At 68.4% G+C, this 13528-nt stretch carries 16 protein-coding genes and 1 pseudogene; 6 read left to right on the forward strand and 11 right to left on the reverse strand.

Annotated elements, in window-relative coordinates:
• Positions 1-38: 38 nt before the first annotated feature.
• The gene (locus ICC28_RS16640; RefSeq protein ID WP_188289350.1) at positions 39-503 is read left to right on the forward strand and encodes a GNAT family N-acetyltransferase; all 465 of its coding nucleotides are present in this window, start codon (positions 39-41) and stop codon (positions 501-503) included.
• Positions 504-682: 179 nt separating this feature from the next.
• Here ICC28_RS16640 and ICC28_RS16645 read toward each other — a convergent pair whose 3' ends face one another.
• Positions 683-1183: a hypothetical protein gene (locus tag ICC28_RS16645; protein ID WP_188289351.1), complete on the reverse strand. Its 501-nt coding sequence runs from the start codon at positions 1181-1183 to the stop codon at positions 683-685.
• 71 nt (positions 1184-1254) lie between these two features.
• Between ICC28_RS16645 and ICC28_RS16650 the strand changes: the two genes are divergently transcribed.
• Positions 1255-2637, forward strand: a complete 1383-nt coding sequence (locus ICC28_RS16650) for a M1 family metallopeptidase (RefSeq protein ID WP_188289352.1) — start codon at positions 1255-1257, stop codon at positions 2635-2637.
• A 21-nt stretch (positions 2638-2658) separates the two neighbouring features.
• Here ICC28_RS16650 and ICC28_RS16655 read toward each other — a convergent pair.
• The 3 genes and pseudogenes from ICC28_RS16655 to ICC28_RS16665 form a co-directional block, all read right to left on the reverse strand.
• Positions 2659-2763, reverse strand: a pseudogene (locus ICC28_RS16655) (M4 family metallopeptidase); the annotation flags it as partial.
• Positions 2764-2783: 20 nt separating this feature from the next.
• Positions 2784-3734 carry a GNAT family N-acetyltransferase gene (locus ICC28_RS16660; protein ID WP_188289353.1) on the reverse strand — a complete coding sequence of 317 codons (951 nt, stop codon included), beginning with the start codon at positions 3732-3734 and terminating at the stop codon, positions 2784-2786.
• A gap of 153 nt (positions 3735-3887) precedes the next feature.
• Complete coding sequence (locus tag ICC28_RS16665; protein ID WP_188289354.1) at positions 3888-4463, reverse strand: TerD family protein; 576 nt, start codon at positions 4461-4463, stop codon at positions 3888-3890.
• Positions 4464-4633: 170 nt separating this feature from the next.
• Here ICC28_RS16665 and arfB point away from each other — a divergent pair, with 170 nt between their 5' ends.
• Positions 4634-5062, forward strand: coding sequence for an alternative ribosome rescue aminoacyl-tRNA hydrolase ArfB (gene arfB, locus ICC28_RS16670; protein ID WP_188289355.1), 429 nt, complete (start codon positions 4634-4636; stop codon positions 5060-5062).
• Between the two features lie 51 nt (positions 5063-5113).
• On the opposite strand, the gene ICC28_RS16675 is transcribed toward arfB, so the two are convergent.
• The 5 genes from ICC28_RS16675 to ICC28_RS40570 form a co-directional block, all read right to left on the reverse strand.
• Positions 5114-5452: a hypothetical protein gene (locus ICC28_RS16675; protein WP_188289356.1), complete on the reverse strand. Its 339-nt coding sequence runs from the start codon at positions 5450-5452 to the stop codon at positions 5114-5116.
• 213 nt (positions 5453-5665) lie between these two features.
• On the reverse strand, positions 5666-5980 hold the full coding sequence (locus ICC28_RS16680) for a barstar family protein (RefSeq protein WP_223188996.1): 315 nt from the start codon (positions 5978-5980) through the stop codon (positions 5666-5668).
• A gap of 102 nt (positions 5981-6082) precedes the next feature.
• Complete coding sequence (locus ICC28_RS41515; RefSeq protein WP_188289358.1) at positions 6083-6454, reverse strand: ribonuclease domain-containing protein; 372 nt, start codon at positions 6452-6454, stop codon at positions 6083-6085.
• 167 nt (positions 6455-6621) lie between these two features.
• The gene (locus ICC28_RS16690; protein WP_188289359.1) at positions 6622-7368 is read right to left on the reverse strand and encodes a class I SAM-dependent methyltransferase; all 747 of its coding nucleotides are present in this window, start codon (positions 7366-7368) and stop codon (positions 6622-6624) included.
• Positions 7365-8033 carry a hypothetical protein gene (locus ICC28_RS40570; protein ID WP_223188956.1) on the reverse strand — a complete coding sequence of 223 codons (669 nt, stop codon included), beginning with the start codon at positions 8031-8033 and terminating at the stop codon, positions 7365-7367. Before ICC28_RS40570 ends, ICC28_RS16690 begins: the two co-directional genes overlap by 4 nt.
• Positions 8034-8103: 70 nt before the next feature.
• Here ICC28_RS40570 and ICC28_RS40575 point away from each other — a divergent pair, with 70 nt between their 5' ends.
• A complete protein-coding gene (locus ICC28_RS40575) occupies positions 8104-8796 on the forward strand; it encodes a hypothetical protein (protein ID WP_223188957.1) in 693 nt (230 codons plus the stop codon).
• A gap of 513 nt (positions 8797-9309) precedes the next feature.
• Here ICC28_RS40575 and ICC28_RS16700 read toward each other — a convergent pair.
• Positions 9310-9537, reverse strand: a complete 228-nt coding sequence (locus tag ICC28_RS16700; RefSeq protein ID WP_223188958.1) for a hypothetical protein — start codon at positions 9535-9537, stop codon at positions 9310-9312.
• A 149-nt stretch (positions 9538-9686) separates the two neighbouring features.
• Here ICC28_RS16700 and ICC28_RS16705 point away from each other — a divergent pair, with 149 nt between their 5' ends.
• Both ICC28_RS16705 and ICC28_RS16715 read left to right on the forward strand, forming a co-directional pair.
• Entirely contained in the window at positions 9687-11027 is a 1341-nt protein-coding gene (locus ICC28_RS16705) for a tetratricopeptide repeat protein (protein WP_223188959.1), read from the forward strand.
• Between the two features lie 668 nt (positions 11028-11695).
• The gene (locus ICC28_RS16715) at positions 11696-12943 is read left to right on the forward strand and encodes a tyrosine-type recombinase/integrase (protein WP_188289498.1); all 1248 of its coding nucleotides are present in this window, start codon (positions 11696-11698) and stop codon (positions 12941-12943) included.
• A gap of 195 nt (positions 12944-13138) precedes the next feature.
• Here the strand turns inward: ICC28_RS16715 and ICC28_RS16720 are convergent, their stop codons facing one another.
• Positions 13139-13528, reverse strand: a complete 390-nt coding sequence (locus ICC28_RS16720; protein WP_078861412.1) for a hypothetical protein — start codon at positions 13526-13528, stop codon at positions 13139-13141.

Raw genomic sequence — 13528 nt, forward strand, 5'->3', positions numbered from 1 at the left:
GGGTGACCGCACCCGGCCACCCGCCCTAACCTGCGCGTATGACGTCCAGCACCCCCCGCCTCGAAGCGCTCACCCCCAAGAACCTCGACGCCGCCCTCGGCATACGCGTCCGCCCGGAGCAGGAGTTCGCAGTCGCACCGGTCGTGAAGTCCCTCGCCGAGGCGTACGTACACCCCGAGGCCTGGCCGCGACTGATCCTCGACGGCGACCGGGCGGTCGGCTTCGTCATGGCCTTCTTCGACATCGACTGGTACGAGAACGGCACCGCCCTCCGCTCCGGCCTGTGGCGCCTGAACATCGCCGACGGCGAACAGGGCCGCGGCTACGGCCGTTTCGCCGTCGACTCCGTCGCCGCCGAGATCCGCCACCGCGGCGGCAAGGAGCTCTACGTCACCTGGCACCCCGGCGACCACGGCCCGGAGAACTTCTACCTACGCCTGGGCTTCCGCCCCAACGGGGAGGTCGTGGAGGGGGAGACGGTGGGGGTGCTGGAGCTGGGCTGAGGGGGCGGGCCCGGTCGGACGAGGCCACTGCGGGCGAGCGGGCGGCGGGTGCCATGATGGGCGGCCGCCTGTCCGTCCAACGATCCCCTCAAAACACCGACAGTTGGTGTCGCGCGTGCTGGACGGTCAAGCGTGAGGGATGCGTGGCGGAGCGCGGCACCCTCACCGGGCGGGTGGGGTCAGCCCACCCGTGGAAACCGTGCCTGGAGCGTCCAGATCGCCGGGTTGTCCGCCAGGTCCTCGTGGAGGTCGCAGAGGTCGGCGATCAGGTCGTGGAGGAAGTCGCGGGACTCGCGGCGCAGGGCGGAGTGGGAGAAGGTGAGTGGGGGGTCTTCCGCGGGCATCCAGTCGGCCTCGATGTCGACCCAGCCGAAGCGGCGTTCGAAGAGCATGCGGTCGGTGGACTCGGTGAAGTCCAGTTCCGCGTGCTGGGGGCGGGAGGCCCGGGAGCCCGCCGGGTCGCGGTCGAGGTTCTCCACGATGTCGCACAGCGCCCACGCGAAGTCGAGTACCGGCACCCATCCCCAGGCTGTGGACAGTTCCCGGTCCGCCTTGGTGTCGGCGAGGTAGACGTCGCCGCAGAACAGGTCGTGGCGCAGGGCGCGGACGTCCGCGTTCCGGTAGTCCGTCTGGGGCGGGTCCGGGAAGCGGTTGGAGAGGGCGTAGCCGATGTCGAGCACGTAGGTGATGGTGTCACGCCCCGTACGAGGTCACGGCCGCGTAGGCGCCACGGCCTCGTAGGATCGCCACCGTGTCCTGGTTCGCGCGGCTGCGCCTGGTTTCCGTTCTGCTCACGCTCGCGCTCACGGCCTGCGGCGGTGACGGCGGACACGGCACTCCCGGCAGCTCCGGCCTGGGCGACCCGTACTTCCCGAAGGCCGGGAACGGCGGCTACGACGTCACCCACTACGCCCTCGACCTCGCCTACGACCCCGGCACCCGCCACCTCACCGGCACCGCGACCCTCACCGCCCGCGCCACCCAGGACCTGTCCGCCTTCAACCTCGACCTCAGAGGGCTGACGGTCGACCGCGTGACCGTGGAGGGCGACCGTGCCCGCTGGCACCGCACCGGCGACGAACTCACCGTCCGCCCGCCGCGCGGTCTCGCCGCGAGGGACACCTTCCGGGTCACCGTCCGCTACTCCGGCACCCCGGTCACGATCACCGACCCGGACGGCTCCGAGGAGGGCTGGATCCCCACCGTGGACGGCGCGCTCGCCCTGGGGGAGCCGATCGGCTCGATGACCTGGTTCCCCGGCAACCACCACCCCTCCGACAAGGCCTCCTACGCCATCACCGTCACCGTGCCCGAGGGCCTGCGGGCCGTATCCAACGGGGAGTTGACGAGCGAGCGGACCGAGAAGGGACGTACCACCTTCGCCTGGCGCGCCGCCGAGCCCATGGCGAGCTACGTCGCCACCCTCGCCGTCGGCGACTACGACATCCGCCGCTCGACCGCCGCCGGCGTGCCCGCGTACACGGCCGTCGTTCCGGAGGAGGCGGAGGCGAGCGCGAAGGTGCTGGCGAGGCTGCCGCAGGTCATGGAGTGGGCGGCGTACAACTTCGGGCCGTACCCCTTCTCCTCCACCGGCGCGATCGTCGACGGCCAAGGCGTCTCCGGTTACGCCCTGGAGACCCAGAACCGTCCCGTCTTCCCCGGCGCCCCCGACATCGCGCTGCTCGTCCACGAGATCGCCCACCAGTGGTTCGGCAACTCCGTCACCCCGCGCTCCTGGCAGGACATGTGGCTCAACGAGGGGTTCGCGACCTACGCCGAGTGGCTGTGGGAGGAGGACCAGGGCGGCGACACCGCCCAGGAGACCTTCGAGGCGCTGTACGACAGCGAGGACGCCGACCTGTGGGCGTTCCCGCCCGCCGAGCCGACCGGCCCCGGGCACATCTCCGACCGGCCCGTCTACGACCGCGGCGCCATGGTCGTCCACCAGATCCGCCGGGCGGTCGGCGACGATACTTTCTACGACCTCGTCCAGGGCTGGACGGCCGACCACCGCCACGGCACCGCGGACACCGCCGGCTTCACGGCCTACGTCGAGGAGCACGCACCGGACGTGGACTTCGGCCGCGTCTGGGCGGACTGGCTGTACGGGGAGGGGAAGCCGGACCGCCCGTGACGGTCCGGCCCCCGCGCGAGATCAGTTGACGTTGACCGCCTTCCAGGCCGCCGCCACCGCGTTGTACTCGGCGCTGCCCGAGCCGTACAGGTCGCCCGCCGCCATGAGGGTTGCCGTGCGGGCCGACAGCCGTTTCCGGCGATCCGTTATGCGGACGTCTCCCACTGCGTCAGAAGCGGGCCCAAGTCGGGCGGCCACACCGCGTCCGTGGCGGCGGCCAGCTCCTCACGCGTCCACCAGCGCCAGCCGAGAATGCCGTCCGCCGCGTGCTCGGCGGCCACTTGGGGCCCCGACGGTTCGCGGCGCGGGCCCCGGGTGACGTAGATGTGCTCGTACTGGCGGACGGGGATGTCGGCGCGGGTGAAGTCGTGCTCCCACGTGCACAGCAGCGGGCCCGCCGCCAGGTCCTGCCAGCCCGTCTCCTCGACCAGTTCGCGCAGGGCGCCCTGGCGCGGGGTTTCGTCCGCCTCCAGGCCGCCGCCGGGCAGTGCCCAGTGGATGCCGACCTCGCTGTTGTCGTACCGGAAGAGGAAGACCGCGCCCTCGGGGTCGACGACGGCGACACGGGCGGCCCGGCGCGGGGTGCGCAGGAGCTTGCGCAGGACCGTGCAGGGGCGGCCCCGTTGGCGGTCCTCGCGGTGGTCGAGCACCTCGTAGCCGAGGGACGTCCAGAAGGCGAGGCCCTTGGCATTGCCGGCGAGAACGGCGAGGCGTACGGCGGTGGCGCCCGCGGCGCGGAGACGCTCCTCGACGCCCTGCGCGATCCGCCGCCCGTGCCCCTGCCCGTGCAGGCTCGCGTCCACCATCAGCAGCCCGATCCACGGGTCCGGGTCGGCCGGGTCGGGGTGACGGGCGAGCGTGATGACGAGGCCGGCCAGCCGCCCCTGGACGCGGGCGAGCAGCACCTCCACGTCCGGGTGCGCCAATTCGTCGGCCAGCGCGGTCGCCACCTGCTCGGGGCGGATGTCGTCCGGGTCCGGGAAGTCGCCGCTGAGGGCGTGGAACTCGTGGTTCGAGGCGTAGAGCGCGGTGAGTTCGGTCAGCAGCGGGGCCGGGATGTCGTGGTCGGGGGTGAGGAGGAGCGGGTCGAGGTGCACGGGCGGGACGCTACCTGCTCGGGTCGCGGATGCCTTCGGATACGCGAGAAGCCGGGATACGTGGAAACCCCGGATATGCGGGGCCCCCGAAGGCCCCCGGACACGCGGGAACCCCCAGCCGAAGCCAGGGGTTCCCGTCTCGCGCTGCGTCCGTCAGACGTTCACGCCGAAGTCCTGGGCGATGCCCACCAGGCCCGAGGCGTAGCCCTGGCCGACCGCGCGGAACTTCCACTCCGCGCCGTTGCGGTACAGCTCGCCGAAGACCATGGCGGTCTCCGTGGCGGCGTCCTCGGACAGGTCGTAGCGGGCGATCTCGGCGCCGCCGGCCTGGTTGACGATGCGGATGTAGGCGTTGCGCACCTGGCCGAAGTTCTGCGAGCGGTTCTCGGCGTCGTAGATCGAGACCGGGAACACGATCTTGTCGATGTCGGCCGGGAGCCCGGCGAGGTTGACGTTGATCGCCTCGTCGTCGCCCGCGCCCTCGCCGGTGCGGTTGTCACCGGTGTGGACGATCGTGCTGTCCGGCGTCTGCTTGTTGTTGAAGAAGACGAAGTGGGCGTCGGAGTACACCTTGCCCTCCGTGTTGACCGCGATCGCCGAGGCGTCGAGGTCGAAGTCCGTGCCGGTGGTGGTGCGGACGTCCCAGCCGAGGCCCACGGTGACGGCGGTCAGGCCCGGAGCCTCCTTGGTGAGCGAGACGTTGCCACCCTTGGACAGGCTTACTGCCATGTTGGGAGTCCCTTCCCTTTGTATGCGTACGAGCAGTACGGCGGTACTGCATGAAGCTACAGCTACCCCTAGGAACGCGAGGGCGCGAGGGAAGGTTCCAGCCCTCTTTACTTTCTTTACCGACCGATATTCGCGTGACGTGGCCCGGACAGACGGGCGACCATGGGGGCATGTCCGGTCCTTACGTCATCCGCGGCTCCGTCTCGCTCCCCGAGGCCGAGCTCATGTGGCGTTTCTCGCGGTCGTCCGGGCCCGGCGGGCAGCACGTCAACACCAGTGACTCGCAGGTGGAGCTGCGCTTCGACCTCGCCCGCACCAAGGCGCTGCCCGACGTGTGGAAGCGGCGGGCACTGGAGCGGCTGGCCGGCCGTCTCGTCGACGGCGTCGTCACCGTACGCGCCTCCGAGCACCGTTCCCAGTGGCGCAACCGCGAGACCGCCGCCGTACGCCTCGCCTCCCTCCTCGCCGAGGCCACCGCCCCACCCCCCAAGCCCCGCCGCCCGACCCGCATCCCACGCGGCATCAACGAACGGCGCCTGCAGGAGAAGAAGCAGCGCTCACAGACCAAGCGGGGGCGGTCGGGGCGGGATTGGGGCTGAGCTGAACGCTCGGGGCGCGCGACCGGGCTGTCACATACGGAGCTTGCGCTCCTACCGAAGGTGCAGGCGCCGCATGATCGACCAGGACACCCACAGGTACAACAGCCATACGGCGCAGACGCAGCCGTAGACGAGCATCGCTGACGCGGACAGGTTGCCGTTCACGACGAACGCCAGCAGCAGCCCGATCGGTCCCGTGATCGCCAGCCAGAAGATCCTGCGGTTCAGGCTGGACTTGTCACCGCCACCGTCTACGCCCACGTCCGGCTCCGTCTCCAGCGCGACGTCATCGACGCCTTGGGGCACGCCCTCGGCGGCCAGGACGACGACCCTGACGACCCACCCACTGCGGTCGCCACCCGCTGACGTTGCCGTCAGCGTTGCCGTCAAACGCCATATGGAGCCCGGCCGGAAGGACTTCCGGCCGGGCTCCATATTCATTGCGCGGAGAAGCTGAGGTTTGGTGCGGGCGCAAGGAGAACCCGCATCACAGGATCTCAGCCTGTCACCCTCCAGAGATGATCACATCGGTCGGCGGCCAGCAATCACATGCAGTGAAGGAGCCACCGTCGGAGCTGCGCTGTGCTCAGGTTCAGCCAAGAACTACTCTCTTGAAACGAAGACACGAACCTGTTTTGGGCGTCCGACCGTAAACGCCTCATCAGTTAGAGACTCGGCGACTTCAGCCAGGACCGAACACGCATCCTCAAATTCCTTCGGAGAATCCTCGAAAAAACGCAACGAGTCTTCCCAAATGATCGCAATTTTCTGATCATCGGTTGAGTAGATCCCGCCCCAGAGGGAATCAGAAAGCGCGTCCAAGCTATGCGAGCTTACTACCGGGGGATCCAGCGGAAGTACCGCGCGAACGGCGTTGAAGAATGCCGCGCGACCACCCGCACCCCCGGCAGTGGTCATGGAGTACACGCGATACCCCTGCCGGGCGAGACCACTCGCAAGACAATAGATTTCATCACCACGGACCCACGTAAGCCCTGACTTAAAACCCGTCACGCCCTATCACCGAACCTGAACAAATGCCGGATCTCCAGAATCGCCATAGTGAGTCCACGTGTAGTACGTCTCACCCGTCTGATCGTTGCGGACCACGCGAAGAGGGCCAGCCCCTGGAGTGCCGGGTGGCGGCTCCACACGATACTCGCGGTAGGGAGAGCTACTCCCCTGTCCGCCAGGCAACTTCCCTTCGCGATTCCTAAATGGAATGCCCCATCTCCTTGCGGTCGGACCAGTAGGGACTGTTCCCGCGCCAATATGACTCAACGTGCGGCCAAGAGCAGCCTCTTCTGCCGGAGGGAGAGACCCGGGAGTAATCCGCGCCACTATCGGACAGTTGCTATTGTGAACGAGGACCGGAGTCTGCCCCGCCAGCACATAGTACGTGTGCTACGCGGTACCCCTCTACCTGCTTCTTCGCTGGTCAGCGCGGTTTTTGCGTTCCGCTGGCGTCCGTGGTTGTGCGGGGAAATCCGTGGCTGTTGCCGTCGCTACTGCCGTCAGGAGTCGGGCGGCGGTGCCGGTGCCTTTTCTCGCTCCGCCGGTCACCGCGGAGTTTGTCGGGCCACCGTGTATGCGGTGGGGCCGGTGAGCCCTGTCCCTGTGCCGTCGAGCATGTCCAGGACCTCGAAGCCGGCGGCCTGGGCGTAGCGTTCGAGCTCCTGGGGGAACAGGACGCGCCTGCGGATCTCGTCTCGGGCCTCGTCGCCCGAGGGGAGCATCCAGTGCCGGTGCATGGTGTTGATCTGGGTCCGCAGGTCCCACGTGTGGCGGATGGTGACGGTCGCGGGTCCCGTCGGGGTCTCGACCGTGGCGGTGGTCGGCTCGGTCCGGGTGATAGGGGCGACGGGGGAACACAGCACGAGCAGCGTTCCTGGCCGGGCGTGGGCGGCGAAGGTGGCGAAGACCTGGCTGATCGCCTCGTTGTCGTGTACGTAGGCGAGGCTGTTGCCCATGCACGTCACCACGTCCCTGCGGCTGCCGAGTCGTGCGGTGCGCATGTCACCGGTGCGGATGTCCAGCTCGGGCCGGGCTTGGTGGGCGTAGTCGACCATGCCGGGCTGGAGGTCCACGCCGATGCACTCGAAGCGCTTGGCGAGGATCTCCAGGTCGCGGCCGGTACCGCATCCGAAGTCGACCAAGGTCCGGGCGTCCGGCCGGTGCAGCTCGATCAGGGTCTGGCACATTCCGGCGCTCGTGCTGTCGGACTGGACCACGTCGTAGAGTGCCGGATCGCGGTACAGGAGGTTGGTGGCTTCCACGTGCTCCGCTTCCGTGTCGGGGCTGGTCACATGAGGCTTTGCAGTCCGACCTCCAGGGCGAGCACATCGCACAGCAGATCGGGGACGACCGGCGCGGAGTCAGCGTTCCTCCCCGCATTGGCGAGAGCCTTGCCGTCAACGTAGCCGAGGTCCACCAGGATGGACTCCTTCAGCATGTCGTCCAAGACCGGCAAGCCGTAGGAACGTAAACCCTTCTCCAAGACGGCCAGGAAGTTCTCCGGTTCGGTCGGCGCCGCCACCCACTCTGGCAGCCCGGCCCGCCGGATCCGCTCGCGGAACAACGCCTTGCCGCGCTTGTGCTCGTGCGGTAGCTGCTCCATGAACCGCACGATCCGCGGGTGTGCGAGCGGACTCACCGGCCATATTCCGGCCCGGAGGAATCCGGGGTTGTGCATCCCGAACGCCATCAGGGTCGGTACGGGCAGTACCGGGATGGGTGCCAGCTGCTCGTTCACCTCGGCGAGTGCTCGGGCTGCCTTGACTCCGAGCCACGGTACGGGTTCGGGTGTCGGCAGTTCGGCCTGTGTCCTGGAGTGGTGGGCGTTGATCTCGTCGCCGCCGCTGCCGGTGAACATGACCTCGCACCACCGGGCGGCTGCCTGCTCGCGCACGACATCGAACGCCTCCTGGTAGAAGGCTCCCGCCGGGTCGTGCGGCTTGCACAGAGCGCGCACGCCTCCGGGGCAGAAGGGTGGGTGCTGTATGGCCGGGGATGGCCGGGGTGGCCGTGTCGCTGAAGCCGCAGTGCTCCACAAGGGCCCGACGCCGCTCGCGCTGCTGCCTGCCAGTGTTCCCTCCCACCAGCAGGCCGAAACTGTACGCCTGGGGGAAGCGAGCTGCTTTCACGGCCAGGGCGACGTTCCCGGAGTCCGCTCCGCCGGACAGCTCAACGCCCACGCATCCGGTTGCCGTCGGCGCCTGGCGGATTACGTCGGTCAGCAACTCGTCCAGAGCGGCGAGTGGTTCAACGCCGGGACGCAGCGTACGTGGCTCAAGTACGTGTTCGGCGGGGTCGGGGTAGTGGATGCTGAGTCCCGAAGGGGTGAACGTGGCCGCTGCCCGTTCGGTGAGGCGGTAGACGCCTTGGAAGAGCGTCTCGGACGTGTAGCGGTGCTGCCTCGTCAGCGTGCGGGCGACGACACGCGCCACCAGACGGTCGGCCCGCAGATGCGGTCGCAGCAGTGTCAGGTCCCACGAAGCGTGCAGTTCGCCGGCCTTCTCTGTCAGATAGAGCGGGGCTGTACCGAAGACACCCGCCGCCAGTCGGGCTTGTCCGGGCTCCATGGTGAGTTCGACGAAGTCGGCCTCGTCCCGCTTGCACTCCTTCACGCGGACCCGTACGCGCGGCGCTTGGTCGTCGTTGACTTCCATGACGAGAGTGGACACGTTCGCAGGCTCGAGCCAGCTCTCGCCGTTGATCCAACGGGCGCCCTGTGATCTCCACTTGGGCTCCTGGAGATCGGCCAGGCGCAGACGCATCGACAGCATGTCGTCCCTTTCCGATGTCGTGCGGCGGGGCGGGGCCGCGTACGGCCCCGCCCCGCCTGGCGTCAGCCCTGGATCACTTGCTGCAGTGGTCGCCGTTGTTGTCGCCGCCGCCCGGCATCTTGTCGAGCAGCGCGGCCTCGACGGCCGGGACGCCGGTGATCAGGTCGCCGGTGAACAGCTCGTCCACGTTCATCGTTTTCTCCCTTACGGCTTTCAGTGGACTCCGCGGCGGATGCTGCGGAGTTGGACCCGTCCAGCTGCCGGACCCTTGCGAAGAAGGCAGCCGGGCGGGGTGCCCGCCGTTTGCAGTCGGCGGGCCCTCCCTCGTCACGGGTGGGGAGCCTGGATGCGGTGACGGGGAGGAGTCAGGTGGGTGGGGACGCGGCAGCCACGCCCAGGACGAAGCCGACCGATCCCGAGATGGTGATGATCAGGAGCGGTCCGGCGTAGCGGCCAGCCGATTCACAGCCGCTCCCCACGGCTGCGCTCGTTGACCTCGCGTACTGCGGCGCTCAGCCTCGCCGCCCCCTCCTCAAGCGTGGCACTGCGGTGCTGCGGGCAGAGACACAGCGAGAACCGGTTCGAACCCGGTCGCAGGTCCGCGCCCTCGTAGGTGTCGATCCTCAACACCCCATCCAAGCCCCGCTCCTCGGTCATCCGGGCCAGACAGGCCCGTGCTTCGCTTCTCATCCCTCAGCCCCTCAGACGACGGCTGCGGCGAGGACTCGCCGTTCCCTGCTGCCTGTACGCAACCGCACGATCACTCTCGGCGGTACCGTTGCCGCAGCGTCAGGACTTGAAAGCCTTGAAAGTTCGCAAGGACGCGGGGAGTTGAGGGCATGGCCAAGCGTGAACCGAACGCGGCTCTTGGGCGCATGCTCGCCGAGAGCCGCTGGACTCACCGCCAGTTCGCGCGGGCGGTGAACCGCGTCGGTACGGAGACCGGAATCCCTCTGCGTTACGACGAGTCGGCGGTGAGCCACTGGCTCGGCGGCACCGTCCCTCGCGGTGCGGTGCGCGGATGCATCCTCGAAGCCCTCTCCCGCCGCCTCGGCCGCCCCGTCACCCATGCCGAGGCCGGGCTGCCGGTTCCACGCGATCGCTCCTCCGCGGCTGCGGATACCGTGGAAGGGGTGATCGACCTGGGGAGGCTGGATATGGACCCGTCCCGGCGCAGCGTCCTGGGTGCCGGTCTGTTCTCCGTGGCCGTCACCATTCCCGGCTGGCCTGATGTAGTCGGGCGTGCCGATGCCATTCAGTCCGGCCGCACGAGTCGCATCGGCATGAACGAAGTGGACATGGTCATCGCCATGACCGAGCGCGTCTCAGAACTGGACGACGAGTTCGGCGGCCGTCACGCACGCCCCATGGCGGCCTCGTTCATGGTCAACACCGTGGCCTCCTACCTGCGTGCCGACGCACCCGAGGCCGTACGCAAGGCGATGCTGTCCGCCGCCTCGGACCTGCTCTACCTGACCGGCTACATGGCCGTGGACGAAGGGCTGCACGGTCTCGCGCAGCGCTACTACGTCAAAGCCCTGGAGCTGGCGGGCGCTGCCGAAGACCACTTGACGTACTGCACCACCCTGCGAGGCATGAGCGTCCAGGCAGTCGACCTCCGCCACGGCGCGAAGGCGATGGAGCTGGCCGACGCCGCTGCCGCTGCCTCCCCGAAAGCCGGCCCTCGGATGCTGGCCTTCCTCGTCGGCCAACAGGCACACGCCGCTGCCCAGACCGGCGACCGTACGGGCGCGTTGCGCTACATCCGGGAGGCCGAGGCGGCCATGGACCGCGCCGAGTCACGAGGCAAGGCGTTCGGCTCGTACGACCCCTCTTCGCTCAACTACCACGTCAGCCAGGTACGTTACGAACTCAGCGACAAGTCCGGAGCCGTCGAAGCCATGCAACAGGCGGACCGGCTCCGCCCCAGCACGTACCAGCGCACACGAGTACACCGCCGCGGCCTGCTGGCCGAGCGGCAGCTGGAACTCGGCCACCTGGAAGCGGCCTGCGCCACCTGGCACCAGGCCCTCGATGACTACCCCAAGGTGCAGTCCGGCCGCGCCGACGAGCGCGTGAAGGCGATGTTCGGTCTCCTGCGCCCTCATCTGAAGAACGCAACGGCCCGCGACCTGTACGACCGAGCACGGACGATCGCACCACCCTCGCTGGTCACCTGATCCCGCACCGCCTTCAAGCTCAGCCACAGAAAGTCAGCCACGGCGGCGGGCGCGCCGAGAGAGCACCCGCCACGTGTGCTTCCAGTAACCCCGCGCCGGCCTCAGCCCCGCCTCTTCGTTCCGTCTCGGCATCCGCCCTCCTCCGGCCTGACCGCTCGGCAGCGGAATGGCCTGCTCGATCTGCGGTCTCGCCTGTGACCGCACGCCGACGACGATCGCGGCTTTCGGCTGCCACGGCCTGACGTGGTGCTGTGTGGCGTTCGGCGCAGTCGGCCTGGCGCCGCCGCTGCGGACCGATGCGGTTGCTTCCGGGATCAGGGTCACCTCGCTTGCCTGCCACCGCGCGCCGAGTGGCCGGTGGGCGTCGCCAGCGGGGCGGCAGACAGGAGCGGGCGGCGGCCACCGGCCGCCGGCGCGCGGCGGCCCGCGTCAGCGGGGCGCCCTTCTTGATCAAGTAAAGAAACTCTGAACAGCTCTCCGGGAGTCGTCCCCCCTGCTGCCACGCCGTGGCGTGGTCCGGAGTCAGCGCCGGCGTCGACCTTCGGCAAGTCTGTCGCGCAGGAGCTGGGCCTTGGCGGCCTTCTCCTCGTCGGTGTAGTTGCCGCTGAGGCGCTTGCGTTGCTCCACGACGGCACGCATCGCGTCCCGGTGGGCTGTGGCGGCTTCGAATTCGGCGCCGGCCTTCGCGAGGCGTTCCTCGGCGGCCTCCAGTAGCCAACGGCGACGGCACCGTCTACCAGCGTAAGGACAGCCGCTGGGAAGCCGCCGGATACGTCCTCGCCCCCGGCAACACCCGTCGCCGTGTTCGCGTGTATGGCACCACCCGCAAGGAGGCCCTGGCCAAGCTCACCGAGAAGATCGCCAACAGCAACCGCGGCCTCCCCGTCCCCTCCGCGCAGGGCAGCGTGGCCGCGTATCTGACGTACTGGCTGGAGAACGTCGCCGTCCACCACCTCCGCGAGAACACCCACACCCGCTACACCGCCTGCGTCGACCGGTACCTCATCCCCGGCCTGGGTAAGAAGAAGCTCATCAAGCTCACCGCCAAGGACGTCCGCACCTGGCTCAACCAGCTCCGCACCACCTGCCAGTGCTGCACCCGCCACATCGACGCACGGCGCGACCAACCCCACTGCTGCGCCGTCAGCCGGTGCTGCTCCAAGCGGCTTTCTCCGCTGACGCTCACCTACATCCACTCCGTACTCAAGTCAGCCCTAGAGCACGCCGTGCGCGAGGAGGAGATCCCTCGCAACGTCGCCCGTAACGTCCGCACCGGGACCCCACGGCCTCGACGCTTCGAACCACTCACCGCCGACGAAGCCCGCCAGTTCCTCAACACCGCGCAAGATCACCGGCTGCGCGCACTGTTCGAGCTCGCTCTTCACACCGGGCTCCGCAAGGGTGAACTCCTCGGCCTGAACTGGGAGGACCTCGACCTCGACGCAGGTACCGCCGCCATCCGCCGCACACTCCAGCGCACCAATGCCGGCGGTCTCACCACCCTGCCCACCAAGACACGGGCCTCCGAGCGCCGCATCGCCCTCCCCGCTCGCTGCGCGCAGTCGCTGAAGCTCCACCGTGAGCAGCAGAAGCGCGAACGTGAGGCCGCAGGCACGGCGTGGCAGCACAGCGTGCACGTGTTCACCACTGCGCAGGGCAGACCGATTGACCCGACCAACCTCAGCCGCGTCTTCAACACGCTCCTCCGCCAGGCCGGCCTCCGCCGCATCCGCTTCCACGACCTCCGCCACTCGACCGCGACGCTGCTCCTGGAGCAGGGAGTCGAACTCGTCGTGATCAAGGAACTCCTCGGCCACGCCCACATCGGCGTCACCGCCACCGTCTACGCCCACGTCCGACTCCGCCTCCAACACGAAGCCGTGACCGCCCTCGGAAACGCTCTCGACCGCCCCTGACCCCGACGCACGGCAACGGCGGCGAACACCCCTGGTGTTCGCCGCCGTTGCCGTCAACTACTGCCGTCACGTGACGGCATAACAGGCGAAGCCGGTCACGCAAGGACCTCTTGATTTCGCTATAGCGAACATACAGAGTTCCGCAATAGCGCCAATCAGTGAACTGACGGTCACCTTTCTACGCAGATCCAGATGCTATTTCTTCGAGATCATCGAAATCCCACCTGTCGCTAGCGTGAACATCCGCGCGAGAACTCTCCGAACAGCAGGATCTCGATCGATTCGATCCAGAGATTTCAGCCTTGCCGGATCAAGGTCGATAGTGGCGACTCCGCCAGCATTCTGGTCACCATCCGTCGCGAAAAGCAGCAGACATCGATACGCCTGCACAACCCCTCCGCGCTCCTCCCGCATCAACGGCCGGAGCAAAACGGCGCCTTCCCTGACCTGACTCCGAAGCGCATCCACGGAGGACCATCGAGTTGCCCAGCCTCGCTCCTCCGCCTCTGCCTGGATCACCAGCAACGAGTCGAAGCTGATCTCACACACGCGGAAGTCGGGGTCCGTCAAATGGATGAGTGCCAT

It is taken from the genome of Streptomyces sp. TRM68416, assembly GCF_014596915.1.
GTDB lineage: Bacteria > Actinomycetota > Actinomycetes > Streptomycetales > Streptomycetaceae > Streptomyces.

Excerpts from the sequence above, each read along its gene's own strand:
- ICC28_RS16640 (WP_188289350.1), top strand. The coding sequence starts at position 39 with ATGACGTCCAGCACCCCCCGCCTCGAAGCGCTCACCCCCAAGAACCTC.
- ICC28_RS16665 (WP_188289354.1), bottom strand. The coding sequence starts at position 4,463 with ATGGCAGTAAGCCTGTCCAAGGGTGGCAACGTCTCGCTCACCAAGGAG.
- arfB (WP_188289355.1), top strand. The coding sequence starts at position 4,634 with ATGTCCGGTCCTTACGTCATCCGCGGCTCCGTCTCGCTCCCCGAGGCC.
- ICC28_RS16680 (WP_223188996.1), bottom strand. The coding sequence starts at position 5,980 with ATGACCACTGCCGGGGGTGCGGGTGGTCGCGCGGCATTCTTCAACGCC.
- ICC28_RS16700 (WP_223188958.1), bottom strand. The coding sequence starts at position 9,537 with ATGAGAAGCGAAGCACGGGCCTGTCTGGCCCGGATGACCGAGGAGCGG.
- ICC28_RS16705 (WP_223188959.1), top strand. The coding sequence starts at position 9,687 with ATGGCCAAGCGTGAACCGAACGCGGCTCTTGGGCGCATGCTCGCCGAG.
- ICC28_RS16720 (WP_078861412.1), bottom strand. The coding sequence starts at position 13,528 with ATGGCACTCATCCATTTGACGGACCCCGACTTCCGCGTGTGTGAGATC.